At 58.3% G+C, this 18,259-nt stretch carries 15 protein-coding genes and 6 tRNA genes; 2 read left to right on the top strand and 19 right to left on the bottom strand.

Translation table 11 applies throughout. The features are described 5' to 3' along the window. The 7 genes from DXB98_RS03525 to DXB98_RS03495 all read right to left on the bottom strand — a co-directional run bounded on the left by DXB98_RS03525 (position 1) and on the right by DXB98_RS03495 (position 6,755). Positions 1–741, bottom strand: coding sequence for a CpsD/CapB family tyrosine-protein kinase (locus tag DXB98_RS03525; RefSeq protein WP_117743163.1), 741 nt, complete (start codon positions 739–741; stop codon positions 1–3). A 2-nt stretch (positions 742–743) separates the two neighbouring features. After that, positions 744–1,400, bottom strand: a complete 657-nt coding sequence (locus tag DXB98_RS03520) for a YveK family protein (protein ID WP_117734691.1) — start codon at positions 1,398–1,400, stop codon at positions 744–746. A gap of 195 nt (positions 1,401–1,595) precedes the next feature. Then, positions 1,596–3,020, bottom strand: a complete 1,425-nt coding sequence (locus DXB98_RS03515) for a cell wall metabolism sensor histidine kinase WalK (protein ID WP_117743162.1) — start codon at positions 3,018–3,020, stop codon at positions 1,596–1,598. A gap of 3 nt (positions 3,021–3,023) precedes the next feature. Further along, a complete protein-coding gene (locus tag DXB98_RS03510) occupies positions 3,024–3,752 on the bottom strand; it encodes a response regulator transcription factor (protein ID WP_089572665.1) in 729 nt (242 codons plus the stop codon). A 64-nt stretch (positions 3,753–3,816) separates the two neighbouring features. Beyond that, positions 3,817–4,692 carry a phosphate ABC transporter ATP-binding protein PstB gene (pstB, locus tag DXB98_RS03505; protein WP_117743161.1) on the bottom strand — a complete coding sequence of 292 codons (876 nt, stop codon included), beginning with the start codon at positions 4,690–4,692 and terminating at the stop codon, positions 3,817–3,819. Between the two features lie 103 nt (positions 4,693–4,795). Continuing rightward, positions 4,796–6,034 carry a sensor histidine kinase KdpD gene (locus DXB98_RS03500; protein ID WP_117743160.1) on the bottom strand — a complete coding sequence of 413 codons (1,239 nt, stop codon included), beginning with the start codon at positions 6,032–6,034 and terminating at the stop codon, positions 4,796–4,798. A 25-nt stretch (positions 6,035–6,059) separates the two neighbouring features. Continuing rightward, a complete protein-coding gene (locus DXB98_RS03495; RefSeq protein ID WP_117743173.1) occupies positions 6,060–6,755 on the bottom strand; it encodes a response regulator transcription factor in 696 nt (231 codons plus the stop codon). Between the two features lie 199 nt (positions 6,756–6,954). Between DXB98_RS03495 and DXB98_RS03490 the strand changes: the two genes are divergently transcribed. Then, a complete protein-coding gene (locus DXB98_RS03490; RefSeq protein WP_158553135.1) occupies positions 6,955–8,295 on the top strand; it encodes a D-alanyl-D-alanine carboxypeptidase family protein in 1,341 nt (446 codons plus the stop codon). Between the two features lie 322 nt (positions 8,296–8,617). On the opposite strand, the gene DXB98_RS03485 is transcribed toward DXB98_RS03490, so the two are convergent. From DXB98_RS03485 to serS, 8 genes are all read right to left on the bottom strand, one after another. Further along, a tRNA-Ser gene (locus tag DXB98_RS03485) sits at positions 8,618–8,708 on the bottom strand. Between the two features lie 92 nt (positions 8,709–8,800). Continuing rightward, complete coding sequence (locus DXB98_RS03480) at positions 8,801–11,242, bottom strand: lipopolysaccharide assembly protein LapB (RefSeq protein ID WP_117743158.1); 2,442 nt, start codon at positions 11,240–11,242, stop codon at positions 8,801–8,803. 352 nt (positions 11,243–11,594) lie between these two features. Then, positions 11,595–11,671, bottom strand: a tRNA-Arg gene (locus DXB98_RS03475). A 347-nt stretch (positions 11,672–12,018) separates the two neighbouring features. After that, positions 12,019–12,095 (bottom strand) — tRNA-Arg (locus tag DXB98_RS03470). A gap of 354 nt (positions 12,096–12,449) precedes the next feature. Beyond that, positions 12,450–12,526 (bottom strand) — tRNA-Arg (locus tag DXB98_RS03465). Positions 12,527–12,880: 354 nt separating this feature from the next. After that, positions 12,881–12,957, bottom strand: a tRNA-Arg gene (locus DXB98_RS03460). A 77-nt stretch (positions 12,958–13,034) separates the two neighbouring features. Then, positions 13,035–13,412 carry a hypothetical protein gene (locus tag DXB98_RS03455; RefSeq protein WP_117743157.1) on the bottom strand — a complete coding sequence of 126 codons (378 nt, stop codon included), beginning with the start codon at positions 13,410–13,412 and terminating at the stop codon, positions 13,035–13,037. Positions 13,413–13,585: 173 nt separating this feature from the next. Then, positions 13,586–14,869 (bottom strand): serine--tRNA ligase, encoded by a 1,284-nt coding sequence (serS, locus tag DXB98_RS03450; protein ID WP_117734698.1) that lies wholly within the window; start codon positions 14,867–14,869, stop codon positions 13,586–13,588. Between the two features lie 111 nt (positions 14,870–14,980). Here serS and DXB98_RS10265 point away from each other — a divergent pair, with 111 nt between their 5' ends. Then, the gene (locus DXB98_RS10265) at positions 14,981–15,154 is read left to right on the top strand and encodes a DUF6724 family protein (protein WP_171025133.1); all 174 of its coding nucleotides are present in this window, start codon (positions 14,981–14,983) and stop codon (positions 15,152–15,154) included. Positions 15,155–15,310: 156 nt separating this feature from the next. Here DXB98_RS10265 and proC read toward each other — a convergent pair whose 3' ends face one another. The 4 genes from proC to DXB98_RS03430 form a co-directional block, all read right to left on the bottom strand. After that, positions 15,311–16,081 (bottom strand): pyrroline-5-carboxylate reductase, encoded by a 771-nt coding sequence (gene proC, locus DXB98_RS03445; protein WP_117634270.1) that lies wholly within the window; start codon positions 16,079–16,081, stop codon positions 15,311–15,313. A gap of 73 nt (positions 16,082–16,154) precedes the next feature. After that, positions 16,155–16,625, bottom strand: a complete 471-nt coding sequence (gene rlmH / locus DXB98_RS03440) for a 23S rRNA (pseudouridine(1915)-N(3))-methyltransferase RlmH (protein ID WP_022094530.1) — start codon at positions 16,623–16,625, stop codon at positions 16,155–16,157. A 6-nt stretch (positions 16,626–16,631) separates the two neighbouring features. After that, positions 16,632–17,570, bottom strand: a complete 939-nt coding sequence (locus DXB98_RS03435) for an SPFH domain-containing protein (RefSeq protein WP_117743156.1) — start codon at positions 17,568–17,570, stop codon at positions 16,632–16,634. 577 nt (positions 17,571–18,147) lie between these two features. Continuing rightward, positions 18,148–18,234 (bottom strand) — tRNA-Leu (locus DXB98_RS03430). Between the last annotated feature and the right edge of the window lie 25 nt (positions 18,235–18,259).

The raw sequence follows: 18,259 nt of genomic DNA, 5'->3' as shown, positions 1-18,259 counted from the left end.
CTAAACGTTTGCACGGTTGGTGAAGATGCCCTTTTTGGAAGTCCCCTGATCGCCGGAGCCCTTCTTCACCTTCTTACCGTCCTTGGTGTAGTAAGAGTAGTAGTAGTACTCGCTGGTCTCGGTCTCGCAGTAGTTCATAACGGTACCGATAAGCTTGACTTTCTCAGACTTCTTAAGCTGACCGATGGCGTTGAGCGCCTCCTCACGCTTGGTGAAATCCTCGCGCACGACAAAAAGCGCGCCGTCGGTCAGGCTCGCGATCTCGGCAGCATCAATAAAAGTACCGACCGGAGGAGCATCAAAGATGACGTACTGGAACTTGGCGGACAGTGCCTTTACCAGCTTTGCAAAGCGGTGAGAGACGATGATATCAGCAGGATTGGGAATGTGCGGCTCGGCATCGAGGAAGTAGAAATTCTTCTGGCCGGTCTCGACGATCGCCTGGTCGATAGACACCTGCTCAGACAGGACCGAATAGAGTCCGCCACGGGAGCGGACACCGAGCATATCGGCAAGGGACCTGCGGCGCATATCGGCCTCGACCAGCAGGACACTCTTGCCGCTGGTGGCGATAGCCTGGGCAAGGTTGATGGAAACCGTGGACTTGCCCTCGTTGGGAATCGAGGACGTGACGGTAATGGTGCGAATGGGATCGTCTACGCTCGCAAAGCGAATATTGGCCAAAAGGGTCTTGGCGGCATTCTGCACAACAAGCTTGTCGGTGTTTTTCGCCTTAGCCATGCCTATTTACCACCTTTCATAGCCGGAATTCGGCCAACAACGGGAATACCCAGGAGCTCTTCTGCCTCTTCGGCACCGCGGATGCGGGTGTTGAGCATGTCTGCCAAAACGACATAGGCAACTGCGATAAAGATACCGGCGAGGAACGCGACGGCAATATACAGCGCGCGCTTGGGGCCACTGGGGGCTTCGGGGGTCTTAGCCTCGTCGATAACGTTGATGCTCTGGGCAGCGCCGACGTTCTGAGCGACCGTACTCACCGAGCTGGCCATGGCCTTTGCGACCTCAGCCGTCTCCTTGGCATCGGTGCCGGTAACCGAAAGCGTAATGACACGCGTGGTGGTCTCGGAGGAAACAGACACCTTGTAGTCATCCAGATCGGTGAGGCCCAGTTCTTTGGCGGCGCCGCTCTTAACGCTATCGCTATCCAGCAGCGTGGCGATATCGTTGGAAAGCATCTGGCTCGCCGAGAGATCGTTGTAGCTCATCTGACCGCTATCGTCGGTCTTGGCGAGAATGTACATGCTCGTCGTCGCGGTGTAGGTGTTGTCCATCGCAGCGAAGGACACGATGCCCATGGCGATCGCGCAGACCACCGGAAGGGTGATGACCAGCTTGAGGTGCTTCTTCAGCAGCTGGAACAGTTCGAGAAGGGTCATGCAGCTTGCCTTTCATTTCCCCAGTTCGGATTGACAAAACTGTCCGTATGTTATCGCATCTTTTTACCGAGACCAAACTCTATACATAAGAAACAGGCTCTCCTGTAAAAATGACGGAAACAATCGTAAAATTGCACAACAACGCCGCACCCGAAAGTCCGATGCGGCGTCTACATCATTATCTATGTTGTATCGCTATGCGAATGGCTCGTCCTGCTGTATGGGAAACGTCACCGTAATGGTGGTTCCCACGCCCAACTCGCTCGATAGATCGATCGTGGCGTGATGATACAGGGCCGCATGCTTGACAATGGCAAGCCCCAGACCGGTTCCGCCGCGTGCCTTGGACCTACTCTTGTCCACGCGATAGAACCGCTCAAATACCTTGCCCTGTTCTTCAGGCGCGATACCGATTCCCGTGTCGGCGACCGCGAGGAACGGATGGGCTTCGTCGTTGGTGCCGCACTGCAGCGTAACCGTACCGCCGGGTCGATTGTAGCGGATGGCGTTGCTTGCCAGATTGTAGATGAGCTCGTCAATCAAGCGCGACACGCCTTCGATGACCACAGGCTTGGTCTCATGACTTATCGTCACATTCGCCTGACGGGCGACCTGTTCAAGACGCTGCTCAACCGTGTAGATGGCACGCGAGAGCTCAATAGGCTCCGTGGACCCAATGGGCACCGCCTCGCCCTCAGTTGCACGCTCGGCCTCGTCCAAGTTAGACAGCGTAAGGATATCGTTGACAAGCGCTGCCAAGCGGCCCGCCTCACGATAGATGCGACCGCCAAAGTTGCGCAGGTCATCCTCGCCCTCAACCATGCCGTTTGCGATGAGCTCGGCATAGCCCGAAATCGCCGTAAGCGGCGTCTTGAGCTCATGGGTGATATTCGCCGTGAACTCGCGGCGCATACGGTCGTTGTCCGCTAGCACCGCCATTTGGCGCTTGAGTTCCTGGCGCTGCGACTCGATACGCTCAAGCATGGGGACCATCTCGGCATAGGCGTGCTCATAGCTACGGCGCGGGTGGTCCAAATCCACCTCTTGCAACGGCGCGATGATGGCACGGGACTCGCGGCGCGCCATGAAAAACGAGAGTACCGCACCCGCTGCTGCGATAAGCAGCATCGGCGCCACCATCGACAGCAAAATCGCCGCAACGCCAGGCTGGGCCTGCGCCAAGCGGACAACCTGGCCGTTATCAAGGGCGACGGCGCGATACAGCATAATCTCGTCGAGCGTAGAGCTTGCGCGCTCCGCGGAACCCAAACCACTCTCAAAGGCCTCGATGACCTCGGGGCGATCGCCATGGTTGGGCAGTGTGGAAGGCGATGCCTCGTTGTCGTAGGCAACCGATCCATCCTTGTTAATCAGCGTGATGCGCAAGTCCTCGCGATCGAGGCTACGCAAGAACGGGATGGGCTCCCGCTGCTCGTCGAGGGCGGCAGCAATGAGCTCGGTTTCCTGCGCTAGATTGGCACTCGTGGCATCCGCCAAGGTGTTTTGCAAAAAAAACGCACCCAGCACCGTAAACGCCACGATAACCGCCATGGCGCAGACAAAGATCGTCACAAAAACGCGGTGCGACAGCGTTTGTTTTCCCTGGGGGGCGAAGACCACGGGTTACTCCTCCGATGCGGTGGCCGCGGTGTCGTCACCTTCGGCACCATCACCGGCAGAAGGCTCGGCCAAGCGGTAGCCCACGCCGCGCACGGTCTCGATGGCGCTGGCATGCTCGCCCAGTTTTTGGCGAAGCGTCTGCACGTGGACGTCAACGGTGCGCGAACCGCCGTCGAAGTCCCAGCCCCACACGCTCTGCAGCAACGACTCGCGGGTAAAGACCACGCCAGGCTTGCGCATGAGATACTCAAGCAGGTCGAACTCGCGCAGGGTAAGCTTAAGCGGCTCGCCGGCAACGGTCACCTCGCGATGGCTGGGCGAGAGCACGATGTCGCCCACACTGAGCACATCGCTCGCCTGCTTGACCATGCCGCCGCGACGCAGCAGTGCGCGGCAACGGCTCGCAAGCTCCATGAGCGAAAACGGCTTAGTCAGGTAATCGTCGGCACCGCCATCGAGCGCCATCACCTTGTCGAGCTCGGTGTCCTTGGCGGTAAGCATCATGATGGGCACCGTCGCCGTCAGGCGGTCGGCACGCAGGCGACGCATAATTGCCAGGCCATCGGTATCGGGCAGCATGATGTCGAGCAGGACAGCATCGGGCACCCGTCGCGCCACGGCAGCTTTAAACTCGCCATCGCACGAAAAGCCCTCGGCCTCGATCCCCTGCTTGCGCAGCGCATAGACCGTCAAATCCCTGATGTTGTCATCGTCCTCGACGTAATAGATCATGTTGAACCCCTTTGCGGCCGGCATGACCGCATCTTAACCCTAAAGGTACCTTTACGAGATGGTATCAGCCAAAACGTCCCGTCAAATAATCCGCTGTGCGCGGATCGGTCGGATTTTTGAAGAGCTGAGCGGTGGGCGCGTGCTCCACCAGCTCGCCCAGCAAGAAAAACGCGACCGAGTCGGAGATGCGCGCCGCCTGCTGCATATTGTGCGTCACGACCACCAACGTGCAGGTCTCCTTGAGCTCGCAGGCAAGCTGCTCCACCACCAGCGTCGACACGGGATCGAGAGCGCTCGTGGGCTCATCCATCAGCAAGATGTCGGGTTGCACGGCAAGCGCGCGGGCGATGCACAGGCGCTGCTGCTGCCCGCCCGAAAGGCCCAGCCCCGACTCCTTGAGCTTGTCCTTGACCTCATCCCACAGAGCGGCTCGACGAAGGGAATCCTCGACCAGCTCATCCAGCACGGCGCGATCGCGCACGCCCATGCCACGGGGGCCGTACGCGACGTTGTCGTAAATACTCATGGGAAACGGGTTAGGACGCTGGAACACCATGCCCACGCGCTGGCGCAGACGGCAGATGTCGTAGTCGCCCAGGATATCCTGGCCATCGAGCGCAATCTTGCCCTCGATGCGGCAATCCTTGATGTCGTCGTTCATGCGGTTAAAGCAGCGCAGCAACGTGGACTTTCCGCAGCCCGAAGGCCCGATGAACGAGGTGATCTGCTTGTCGCGGATCTTGATGGACACGTCCTTGAGTGCGCGGTGGTCGCCATAGAACAAATCGAGGCCCTCGACGTCGATGCGCGTCGGCGAGGCGGCAAGGTCCTGCGCCGTGGGGCGCGTCGCGTCTCCGACTTCGCGCTCGTGCGCAGCCTCGGCTCGCGCTTCCATGAGTTCTTCAAGCTCCGTGGGCTCCACAGCCGCAGCAGCCGTCATACCGCATACCTCCATATCGATATCAATCCAGCAGTATCGATAGTAGGAATCGCGGCTCATACGCACGTGAGCGCATTGTCAGGTGTTTGTAAGGGCGCCTACGCTACGCGGCGGGCAGCTCGATGGTAAAAACGGTATGCTCGGGCGTCGATTCGCACGCGATGGTACCGCCATGCGCGCATACAATCTCCTTGGCGATGGCGAGACCCAGCCCAGCGCCGCCGCGATTGGTCGCACGCGCCGCATCCAGGCGATAGAACTTCTCAAAGATCACCTTGAGCTTTGGCTCAGGGATCGGATCGCCCTGGTTTATAAATCGTACGCGCACGCCGCCGTTACCCAAACGTCTGGCCTCAATCGTGATCATCGAGCCTTCATAGCTATAGGCAACAGCGTTTTTCATGATGTTGTTGAATACGCGAGCCATCTTGTCGCCGTCCACGAGCACCGTCAGATCCTCGCAGATATCAACCTGGGCTTCTTTATGCTGTTCGCTGAGAATGGGATAGAACTCGTCGGCCACCTGCGCCAGTAAGAGCCCCAAATCGACGTAGCTGCGGGTGAGCACGATATCGTGGAAATCAAAGCGCGTGATGTCGAAGAACTCCTCGATGAGCGCATCGAGCCGGTGGGCCTTGTCGATTGCCACGCCCGTAAAACGTGCGCGCTGCTCAAGCGGCAAATCGGGGGCCTCCTGCAAGAGCGAAAGGTAACCCACCACGCTGGCGAGCGGCGTGCGCAGGTCGTGCGCCAGGTACGTCACCAGGTCGTCTTTGCGGTGGGATTCGTCACGCAGGGCTTGTTGAACCCTACGCTCACAATCGCGCGCCCGGTTGAGCGCACCCTCGACCTCGAGGAAGTCGCCGTCAATGTTGTCCCATGTGTCGGGGTTATCGATCAGACGGTCCTGAATGCGGGCGGCAATCACGCGGTCTGCGTGCAGCTCGCCCTGCTCGTAACCCTGGTAGTACAGGGCGCGTCCGCAGAAGAACAGGACGCACACGGCAAGCGCCAGCACAAATCCAAGCATGTTGAACACAAAGCCGGCGTCAAAGAATACGGGCTCGCCAATACCGCCAAGCGCCATGGACCCGATCGCCAACGTAATTGTCCACGCGGCGCCGCCGATCACCACACAGCGGCGAACGATTTCGAATCGATCAATCAGCAAAATGCCAATGAGTAGAACTGCCAGGATGCCAACGATATTGTCAATGCCGATGAGCAGCAGACTCAGCAAAAAGAGCAGCACCGTCGCTAACGCACGGTTGTCAACGACCGCCCTTACGTATTCAAAGAGTCGATCGGGCACCTCGAATGCCCGCCTATCGTCTTTTGTCATATCTACTCCCCCACCATCAAAGGCGTTATTCGATTATGTAGCCGACGCCCCAGACGTTTTTTATAAAGCGCGGCTTCTGGGCATCGTCGCCAATCTTTTCGCGCAGATGGCGAATGTGCACCATAACCGTATTGTTGGAGCCGGGCATAAAGTCCTCGTTCCACACCGCGCGGAACAGGTCCTCCACGGGCACCACGCTACCACGATGCTCGACCAGATACAGCAAGATGGAATACTCGATGGGCGTAAGGCGCACCGACGCACCGTCCACCGTCACAGAGCGGGCGTCGCGGTTGATCTCGAGGCCGTCGAGCTGGATGATCGGCGACTCGGCCACCTGTGCGCGGCTGCCGTAGCTGGTATAACGACGAAGCTGAGCATGAACGCGTGCAATGAGCTCCAGCGGACGGAACGGCTTGACCACATAATCGTCTGCGCCAAGCGAGAGCCCCTCGATCTTGTCTTGCTGGGCATCGCGCGCCGTCAGCATAATCACGGGATAGGTATGGCTGGAACGAATCGTACGCAACAGCTCAAAGCCATCGATATCGGGCAGCATGACATCCAGCAGCGCCAAATCAAACTCCTGCTCCAGAATCGCCTTGGCCGCACCGGCCCCGCTGTAGGCAATCTGGACATCAAAGCCTTCTTTTGTAAGGTAGATGCCAACTAGGTCGGCGATGGCCTTCTCGTCATCAACTACCAAAATGCGCTCGTTCATGCGTGCTCCTCTCGCGCTCCATTATGCCCGAGGGGGCGCCCGTCACACACAACAAGCGTGGGTGATTAAGTCGGCCTTAAGCACCCTTGTGCCCGTTCGGGCGCGGATGTGGGCCACGCACGCACGCGCGCCGATTGCCCGCGCCAGCAAACGATATACTTTGAACTCTGAAGAGACCATCCCGTCGAAAGCGAAATCTGTGAAGTCCCTCACCTCTTTTGCAAAGCGCTCAGCCCAGCTTGCCGCCGGCTTTGTCTGCGCTATCGCCCTTACCGCTGGCGTGCCCACCGTCGCCGGCGCCCAAGTGCTCACGACCGACAATGTCTGCGGCAAAACCGCCGATGCGCGCGTCATCACGGCCGAAAACCTGCCCGATATCGATGCGGCCAATGCCCTCGTCATGGGCAAAGACGGCACCGTCTACTATGGGCGCGGCGCCGATGAACAGGTCAAAATCGCCTCGATCACCAAGGTCATGACCGCAATCCTAACCGTCGAGAATTGCGAGATGGACGAGAAGGTCACGGTGAGCAACGCCGCAGCCACCGTGGGTAATTCGACCGCCGGCTTGCTCGAAGGCGACGAGCTTACCGTGGAGCAGGCGCTGCGCGGCCTGATGATTCCCTCGGGCAACGACGCCGCCATCGTGCTCGCCGAATATGTGGGCAAGAAGATCGACCCTAAGACCAAAGACGCCGAGGCCACATTTGTGAAGGCCATGAACGAGCGCGCTAAGAAGCTCGGCTGCACCGGTACGCTTTTTGAAAACCCGCATGGTCTGGACTTTGATGAGTGGGCTGGCGATATGCACTCAACCGCACACGACGTAGCGCTGATGATGCAGGAGGCCATGAAAAACGACACGATCCGCGAGGTCGTAGCGAGCGAGGATTCCTGGATCGAGGTCACGGGCGCCGACGGCACCGACCATTCGCATTCCATGGACACGCATAACTATTTGCTGGGCCAAGATGGCAACATCGGTGGCAAGACCGGCACTACCGACGATGCAGGCTATTGCTTTACGGGTGCCTACAACCGCGATGGCGACGAGATCTACACCGTCGTTTTGAACTCCACCACCACCGACCAGCGCTTTACCGATACCGCAACCCTTGCCAATTGGTACTACGGTCACAAGGTGACGGTCGCGATCGCCAACACGCAGGAAAAGACCGCCAACGGCAACCCGCTTATGGCGCGCATTGGTCAAACCGACTGGACTGATAAGACGATCGACGCCACACTCGCCGATCCTACGGCGCAAGCGACCGTGTTTTCCCTTGCCGGCGAGGTGACCGAAAAGGTTAGCTACGACGATCTTTCGGGCACGGTGCATGTGGGCGACAAGGTGGGCAGCATTACGCTCAAGCAGGACGGTACCAAGATCGCCGTCATGGATTTGGTTGCCGACGAGGAAGGCTCGGGGCCGAATCCCATTGAGTGGCTACTCGTGAAGCTCGACCGCCTGGGCCGTCGCATCGACAACCGCCCACTCACGGCAGAAAGCGAGACCGTCGCCAAGGCGCCCGAGGTGTAGGACGCAATAATAATAAGCTCATTAAAAGGAGGCGTCCGAAAGGATGCCTCCTTTTTTGAGGGTTCGAATCCCCAGCCGCCATTCTTGATAATAAAAAAGGGCCCCAAATGGGACCCTTCTTTCAATTCATACTGGCGGAGAGCTGGGGATGTCCGGGCATGCTACGCATGCCCTCCGGCTTCAAAGCCTGGCGGCTTTTCGCCCACGGGCTACAAACGCTTTCGCGTTTGCTTAACGCCCGTGCCCTCTCGGGTTCGAATCCCCAGCTAACGTGGTTCAACTAAAAAAGGGTCCCTTTCGGAACCCTTCTTTAAAGTCTTACTGGCGGAGAGCTGGGGATTCGAACCCCAGATGCCCTTTTGGGGCATACTCGCTTAGCAGGCGAGCACCTTCGGCCTCTCGGTCAGCTCTCCGTAACAGCCGTTCTATAGTAACCAAACAGCCGAAGTTGGGCAAGAGGAAATTTTCTAATTGCCTAGCAGCCTTTCCTCCTTGAAAGCTTCGCCTACCCCAGCGAGCGGTTGAGGGAGCCGAGCTCGTCGTTGCCCATGGTGCGCCACATTTGGAAGATACAACCGCGTGCCAGGAAAAAGAAACCGTTGTCGACCAGTTGCACAGCGGCATCTGCAAGCTGATTCGTCACGGCGGACACTGGCGGCAGCTCGAGTCCAGCCTTGCGGATGGTCTCGACCGCTTCCTCGAACGTCGGAGGCTCGCTGACGCCCATCTCGTTCATAAGGCCCTGCATTTCTTCCAGCGCGCTGCTGCCCGACTCCTCGCCGCGCGGCACCAGGCGGTAGCACGCCAACGCGAGCTCGAGCTGGTCGCAGTTCCAATAGGCAAACGCCAGGCGATAAAACAGGTAACCGATTGAAGTACGGTCGCTTGCAATGCGCAGGCCATGGCGCGCTACCTCGATAATCTCGTCAAAGCGCTCCAGACGTGCCAACACGTTGATGAGCGCGAAGTGAGACTGCATGGACGAGCGCGCCAGATCGTAAAGATGGCGCACCTCGGGCAGTGCTCGTTCAAAGTCCTCTTGCTCGGCGTAAAAGCTGCAGATCTCGTGCTGGGCAAAGTACAGCGCATCGGGCGCACGAAGGATTCGCACAGAGCGGTCTTCTTCCAACACCGGTAGCACCATGCGCACCAGCTGGTTATCACAAAACTGCGTTTGAACCGGACCCGTCGCCAAAAGCTCGGCGACGGCGCACTTAGCCTCCAACTCCTCGACAAGACGGGAAAAACCTTCAAAAGCACCTGTACGGTCGACTTTTGCCTGCTCGCGCAATTCAACAACACGGGCCACGTATGGGTCATCGTCCTCTTCCATGACCTCCAACTCGTCAGCCTTATCGGCAAGCAGCAGATCGCGCAGCGCCGGCGGCAGCGTGCGATGGTCATCACGCGGACGAGCATGAACCTCCGCAGGTTCAATCGTCTCCGGAGCAGTTGACTCATAGGCCTCAAGCACACGCTTGCACGGCATATCGTCCATGTCCATGCTCTCAAGATCCTTGGCGACAGGCACGCAATCGGCCAGATAGGCCGCGCGCCCAAAGAAATACGTTGCGACAACGCGCTCGCCCTGCTCACTGTCGGGAGCAGCAATCTGCACATAGCAGCGCGTGATGCAGGTGCCCGCGGCAAAACACGCCGCCGCAAGCGTGAGCGCCACGCGCGCATCGTGCTCCGCAGCCCAGATCGCACGCGTGTCCTCTTCCAGCTCGCGCCAGGCGTCATCTTGAGCGTCGTATTCACGTTGCGGCATGGTATCCACGACAGAGCGCCCAAACCGAACGAGCATAATCCCCTCGGCAACGTTTGCCCGATAGGTATAGTCGAGCCGTGTGACCACGTTGAGCGCTTCTACGATACGTGCAAAGCGGGTGCGAACGTCCCACTCACCGCCCGGCTGGCAAGCCACCGTACCCGGTTTGCCCCACGGGTTATCGCTTGAGGCCGTATCGAGCAGTCGGGGAACATCGTTGGTCGTCTTGGCGATATGCCACGCATCAAAGAGCGCGCAGCCCTCAAGGCTCGGCGAGGATGCCGCGGGGACCAATCCGGCCCCGATGCGCTCAAGGATGCCGGAGAGGCGGTTGAGACGGCACTCGACGGCAAGCAACATGTCAATCTCGTCCTGGTCCAGCAAGCTGCGATCAAAATTGAGATAGAACAGCTTTGACCGGTCGATGCGCGCTAGGCTCATTTCGGACTTGGCGGCAATGGTGCGTAGACGGGGCAGGTCGACCTCGCTCATAAGGGCGGCGGCATAACGCTCGATACCGCTCGGATTCTCGGCATGGTCAACGCGGTAAAGCAGCGTCTCGATAGCATCGGGGAGCGGTGCCGTGTTAAAGCCCAAAAACACCTCGACCGGCTCGGGTAACTTTACGAGCTTGATCTTGTCGACAACGTTTTGCATGTCATCATCGAGACCGTCGACGCCCGCCGTGTTCGCAATAGCGCTTTCGGAGTTGGCAAATATCACGTAGCGCAAGAACATCGAGGCCATGAACTCGCCGTAAGGAAGAGCGCGGGTCGAATTCCACGTCTCGCGGTCGGACTGCTCGCGCATGGGGCCTTCGGGAGATCCGGCAGTTCGCGCGCACGCGCGCATGGCGCCGTTGGCCGCCCTCACCATAATCTCGCCAATACTGGAATCGGACTCGTCAAGGACCAGTTCCATGTCGGGATCGTTGGGCAGCGGAGCCTCGCTAACGGGGCGGTCCACCTTGTACACCTCACCCGAAACGCTTACGTAGCCCAAAAGCGACACATGACTTTTGCCAACGAATTCGACGACATAACAAGATTCATGTTGATCCTCGCCAAAGAGTTTCCAGACCACGCCATATGAGCGTCCCGCAGGCTGCTCGGGCATCGCCGGAAAGCGCTTCTTGGGATCGAGAAACCTGAGCTTGTATGTCGGACGCTCTGCCACGAAATATCACCCTGATCGGTCGCTTGAGAAGGAGTGGTCGCGAATAAGTCGCGACATCTACTCGGAATCTTACACGAGTCGACAGGAAATCGTCCCTTTGGACGAAAGCACTCAAGCTGGCGCAAAAGAAAAGCCCCCGTTGCCGGGAGCTTTAATCTCAAATGGTGCGGCGTATAGGATTCCGCGCATCCGCTGCGCGGATCCGCACCGGCTTCGCCCGCCCGCCGGCGTGCTCGCCCGCGGGCTAAAAACGCTCCGCGTTTTCTTTACGCCCGAGCCTCGACCGAGGTTCGAATCCATGCGGTGTTTACGTAAAAGAAAAGCCCCCGTTGCCGGGAGCTTTAATCTCAAATGGTGCGGCGTATAGGATTCGAACCTATGACGTTCTGATTCGTAGTCAGACCCTCTATCCAGCTGAGGTAACGCCGCGACTTGTTGATTATTATGCACATGGACTGAATAATCGTCAAGCGTTTTTCAAAAAAAGTTATTGAATTTGATTTTTACTCATTTTGACCCCTTGATGCGATCTTCGACGCATCGCGATATAAGAAAAGCTCCCGTTGCCGGGAGCTTTAAAGCCAATTGGTGCGGCGTATAGGATTCCGCGCATCCGCTGCGCGGATCCGCACCGGCTTCGCCCGCCTGCCGGCGGACTCGCCCGCTCGCTAAAAACGCTCCGCGTTTTCTTAACGCTCGCGCCTCGACCGAGGTTCGAATCTCCGCAATGCCCCCGTAAAGGAAAAGCCCCCGTTGCCGGGAGCTTTAAAGTCAATTGGTGCGGCGTATAGGATTCGAACCTATGACGTTCTGATTCGTAGTCAGACCCTCTATCCAGCTGAGGTAACGCCGCAACGCACGGATTATTATGCACGTGACCCCTCGATGGGTCAAGCGACAATTTGGAAAAATTTTACGAAGTGATGATTAAGACGCTCGCGCCTCGACCGAGGTTCGAATCCATGCGGCGTCCGCCTAAAAGAAAAGCCCCCGTCACCGGAGGCTTTCAATTTCAATTGGTGCGGCGTATAGGATTCCGCGCATCCGCTGCGCGGATCCGCACCGGCTTCGCCCGCCTGCCGGCGGACTCGCCCGCTCGCTACGGACGCTCCGCGTCCGCTTCACGCTCGCGCCTCGACCGAGGTTCGAATCCATGCGGCGTCCGCCTAAAAGAAAAGCCCCCGTTGCCGGGAGCTTTAATCTCAAATGGTGCGGCGTATAGGATTCGAACCTATGACGTTCTGATTCGTAGTCAGACCCTCTATCCAGCTGAGGTAACGCCGCAACGCACGGATTATTATGCACGTGACCCCTCGATGGGTCAAGCGACAATTTGGAAAAATTTTACGAAGTGATGATTAAGACGCTCGCGCCTCGACCGAGGTTCGAATCCATGCGGCGTCCGCCTAAAAGAAAAGCCCCCGTCACCGGAGGCTTTCAATTTCAATTGGTGCGGCGTATAGGATTCCGCGCATCCGCTGCGCGGATCCGCACCGGCTTCGCCCGCCTGCCGGCGGACTCGCCCGCTCGCTACGGACGCTCCGCGTCCGCTTCACGCTCGCGCCTCGACCGAGGTTCGAATCCATGCGGCGTCCGCCTAAAAGAAAAGCCCCCGTTGCCGGGAGCTTTAATCTCAAATGGTGCGGCGTATAGGATTCGAACCTATGACGTTCTGATTCGTAGTCAGACCCTCTATCCAGCTGAGGTAACGCCGCAGCGCAAGACATATAAAACCACTTTAGCTTATTGGAGTCAAGCACAATCTCAAACTTTTTTGTGGAACGCAGTTTTGTCACGCCGCTCCGCATATACCACCGTTCCCCGTACGATCGATTGGCTTTTCGATCACGTCAAACTTAGCATCAAGTTCCCTCAGGAGCGATCTCACCCGCTGGGCACAATCATAATCGGCAAACGAGATGCTCAGCATGCGCGCAACCTGGTTAGATGTCCGGACCCCATAGAAATGCTCCAGGCCCACAAGTCCCTCGTGCGTCACAAAGGTCTCGACCACATGCGGCGACTCCTCAAAGCACCATTGGGTCAACGGACCCTCGCTCATCTGTCGAACCACCAGGCCACCCATGCCAGACGGCTCACACGTTACAAGCAGGTACTCCCCGCCCTCGTCGCTCTCAAACAAAACCACCCGATCATCAAACAGCTCCATCGCGTCCCCTTTCTCTCGCTCTTATTTAGCAAAAGCATAGCAGGTAGATGGCTGTATACAGAACAGTTGTTCGTGTGTTTTCTATTGAGCTGTCCGCACGGCATGGTATGGACCTGCGCACGAAATAGGGCGCCCCCGAAGGAGCGCCCTTGCATATCCCCTATGCAGCCAAGTTACGCGACCGGCTCGATCTTCTCGAGACCGCCCATGTAAGGACGCAGAACCTCGGGGATCGTAATGGTGCCGTCGGCGTTCTGGTAGTTCTCCAGAATGGCGGCCATGGTGCGGCCGGCCGGCAGGCCGGAACCGTTGAGAGTGTGCAGGTAGCGCGAACCCTTGAAGTTCTCGGGGTCACGATACTTGATGTTGGCGCGGCGAGCCTGGAAGTCACCGCAGTTGGAGCAGGAGCTGATCTCCTTGTAGGCGTTGTAGCTCGGCAGCCAGACCTCGACGTCGTAGGTCTGACGGGCAGAGAAGCCCAAGTCGCCGGTGCACAGGCTAATCACGCGATACGGAAGGCCCAGCTGCTGCAGCAGGTACTCGGCCTCGGCGGTCATGCTCTCGAGCTCCTCGTCGGACTCCTCCGGCTTAGCGAACTTGACCATCTCGACCTTGTCGAACTCGTGCTGACGGATGATGCCGCGGGTGTCGCGACCGGCGGAACCGGCCTCCTCGCGGAAGCAGGGGGTGAAGGCGGTGTAGCGGCGCGGCAGGGTGTCGGCGTCGAGAACCTCGCCGGCGTGCAGGTTGGTGAGCACAACCTCGGCGGTAGGGATCAGGAAGTTGTCGCCCGAGACGTGATAAGCGTCGTCCTCGAACTTGGGCAGCTGCCCCGTACCGAACATGGTCTGACGCTTGACGACGATGGGCGGCCACCACTCCTTGAAGCCACGACTCGTGTGCGTGTCCAAGAAGAAGTTGATGAGGGCGCGCTCAAGACGGGCGCCGGCGCCACCGAGAACGGTAAAACGGCTGCCGGAGAGCTTGTTGCCGCGCTCGAAGTCGAGGATGTCCAGATCGGTGCCCAGATCCCAGTGCGGCTTAAAGTCGAAGTCGAACTCACGCGGGGTGCCCCAACGACGGCGCTCGATGTTCTCGTCCTCATCCTTGCCGTACGGCGTGGCCTCGCAAGGAATATTGGGCAGGTGAGCCATGAAGTCGTACTGCTCTTGCTCGAGAGCGCCTCGGCGCTCGGCCAGACCGTCAATCTTCTCGTTGACGGCGCGCACGGCCTCCTTGGCGGCCTCTGCCTCGTCCTTCTTGCCCTCCTTCATCAGGGCGCCGATCTTCTTGGACTCGGCGTTGCGCGTAGCCTGGAGCTCCTCGACCTCGGTGATGACGGCACGGCGCTCGTCGTCGAGCTCAAAGAACTTCTCGCGATCCCAAGATGTCTGGCGGTTAGCCATGGCGACATCGATGGCATCGGGGTTCTCGCGAACAAACTTGATATCAAGCATTAGATCCTCCGGCGATATACATTCCATTTAGGTTGCAACCTTGTACATGTATGGGCAAGTATATACTTATGAGCGTTTACGACCCAACTCAACTACGCAAGAAGGCACCCAATGGACGCAGTTTTTTCCTTTTTGTTTGGCACCCGCACCGGTTTTGCCATCCTTTTCGCCGGCGGCATCCTGCTGTTTGCGATTCTTGCCTTTGTAATGGAGAAGCGCACCCATAAGATGTATGTCGACCGCGGCCCCAAATCCGAGGACGAAGAAGACGGCTTCTGGGACTAACCGACCAAAAAGGGACAGGTTTATTATGGTCGGTTTTATCTGGGCAAACGCAAGCGCCCCGCAACTGGAATTGAGCCAGTTGCGGGGCGCTTTTCGCTAAAAGGACAAAACCGCAGGAAAAACCTGCCAAAATAAACCTGTCCCTAAATGGCAGGTTTACTGGAGGGTGGCGTCGATGGCCTTGACCAGGGCGCTGCGCATGCCGGCGTCCTCGAGCGCGACGACGCCCTTGATGGTGGCGCCGCCGGGCGAGCATACGGCATCCTTCATCGCCGCAGGATGCTGGCCGCCTACAAGCTGCAGTTTTGCCGTACCCAGCACCATCTGGCTCACGATGCGGTAGGCATCGGCGCGCGGGATACCGTGCTTGACGGCCGCATCGCCCAAGGCCTCAATCGCCATGGCGACAAATGCCGGTGCGCAACCGCCCACGGTACCGCCCACAAACAGCAGGCTCGTGTCGAGCTCGACGACGGCGCCAAGCTTACCGAGCAGGTCGAGCACAACAGCACGTTGCTCGTCGTTGAGCGTAGAGGACTTCTCGCAGGCGATAACGCCCTCGCCCACTGAAACCGGCGTGTTGGGCACCGTCGAGATGTGCGCGACACCCGGCAGGACCTGTTCCCACTTGGCGCTGTCCCAAGTCCAGGCGACCGAAAGGACAACCTTGTCGGCAAGAATGTCCTTGAGCGGAGCGAAGACCTTCTCGATCATGTACGGCTTGACCGCAGCAACCACGATATCAGATGCGGCGACAACCTCCGCCGCATCATGGCAGGCGACCATCCCACGCGCCTCGCAGCGCTCAACCAAGGCGTCGTAGCGGCCCGCGCAGGCGCACATGTCGCTCGCAGTCACACCGGCGGCAATCCAGCCATCGGCCATGGCGCTCGCCATATTGCCAAAACCGACAAATCCGATCTTCATATCACATAGTCCTCTCAGACACATTCCTCAAAACGAAAGGTATTGTCCCACGTCACTGTTTCGTATTGCCGACCTATTTGTGATACGGCTCGCCACGGCTGATCTTGCAGGCACGGTAAATCTGCTCTAGCAGCACTACACGCGCCAGGTTATGCGGCAAGGTAATACGTCCAAAGCTGAGCATCTCGTCGGCTCGTGCGCGCACGTCATCGCTCACGCCGTCCGAACCGCCGATTACAAAGGCAATGTCGCTACTGCCTCGCAGCATAAGATCGTCGAGCCTCGCCGAGAGCTCCTCACTCGAACGCTCCTTGCCCTCGATAGCCAGCAGGATCACATGCGCTCGAGACGGCAAGGCAGCAAGAATCGCCGCCCCCTCCTTGTCACGCGCGGCATCCACGCCGCCCGCCTTGGCAGGGTCGATATCGGCCACCTCGCGGATATCCACCTTGGCATAGGCGCCCAGGCGCTTGGTGTACTCGGCACACGCGTCCTTCCAAAAGCGCTCTTTGAGCTTGCCAACACAAACGACGGTGTATTTCACGCGTGCCTACTCCTTCGAACCGTTTTGAACTTTGCCGGCGGTCAGCATCTGCTCGAACATAGAGGCCGACTGCGAGAAGTCGCTCGGCAGCACGACCGTCGAGGTTTTACCCGTGCGAGCAAACTCCGTCATCATCTCGGACCACTGCGTAAACATGAACAGTTGGTTGGCCTCATCGTTGCCAACACCTGTCTCCTGGATAATCTCGAGCGAGTCCTTAATGCCCAGAGCGATCGCCTTGCGCTGGTTGGCGATGCCCTCGCCCGCCTTTTCCATGGCCTCGGCTTCGGCGGTCGCCTCGGTGACGCGCTTGATGCGGTCGGCCTCGGCGAGCTCCTGTGCCGCAGCGCGCTTGCGCTGGGCGGCGTTGATGTCGTTCATAGAGTTCTCGACCTCAGTCGGCAGTGCGATCTTGGTAATGAGCGTCGACACGAGGGTGAAGCCGTAGGCAGCCATCTGCTCGGAAACGGTAGCGTTAACATCCTTGGCGATGTCATCCTTCTTGGCAAAGACCTCATCGAGTGTGTAGACGGGAATCGAAGAGCGCAGGGCGTCGGTGATGAAGTCACGCATCTGGTCGACGGGCTCCTGCAGCATATAGTAGCTCTTGTAGATGCCCGAATCCGCCGGGCCAGCACCCATGTCATAGCTCACGTGATATTGAGCCGAGACCTCGAGGCCGATAGTCACATTGTCCTGAGTCTTAACGTCGATACCAAAACCGTTTTTCATCGTGCGCAGGCTCACCGTGGCAGCTTTACGGTCGACTACGGGCACCTTCATGTGGAAGCCCGCGTTGACGATGCGGTTGAACTTGCCTAAGCGTTCGATGATCACAGCATGCTGCTGTTCAACGACATAGCAGGCGCTGGGCAGCAGCAGCAACAGGATGATGATGGGAATCAAAAGGCTGGTAAGGGCGGCGATGATACCGGAAAACAGCATGGTCTCTCCTCTGATAGGCACACGTTGGGACTAGGATACCCGCACGAAGCAGCTGTGTGACACCAACAAGAGGACCCGTGGTCAAAAAAGACCAAATATGAGTACTGTTACCAGTTTAGTAACAGCGTATTTGGGTCAAAATCGCCTCTTTGAACCCGAAGTCTATCGAAATTACTTCATTTCGTCTCATGATTGAGTCAAATTAGCGTACATCTGTTGCGTAAAATGAGCAAAAATGGCTTCGTGAAATGTCTCTATTTTCGTGCCAGTACTCATATTTGCCACTTTTTGACCGCAGGGGCATCTACCGCGCGAAATCGATAGGTCAAATCTGCCAAAAACGGCCCGTAACAAAAAAGCTCCCATTGCTGGGAGCTTTCTCAATCAATGGTGCGGGCGAAAGGACGTCCGCGTATCCGCTTCGCGGATCCGCACCGGCTTCGCCTGCCTGCCGGCGTACTCGCCAGCTCGCTAAAAACGCTCCGCGTTTTCTTTACGCTCGCTCCTTCGCAGGTTCAAGCCCCCGCGATGAGCACATAACAAAAAAGCTCCCATTGCTGGGAGCTTTCTCAATCAATGGTGCGGGCGAAAGGACTTGAACCTTCATGGGGTTGCCCCCATACGGACCTGAACCGTACGCGTCTGCCAATTCCGCCACGCCCGCGTGCAGGAATTAGAATAACGGAGCG

The sequence above is a fragment of the Collinsella sp. OM07-12 genome (assembly GCF_003438275.1).
GTDB lineage: Bacteria > Actinomycetota > Coriobacteriia > Coriobacteriales > Coriobacteriaceae > Collinsella.
Note: the sequence above shows the minus strand (reverse complement) of the source record. Positions and strands in the feature narration are given on the sequence as shown.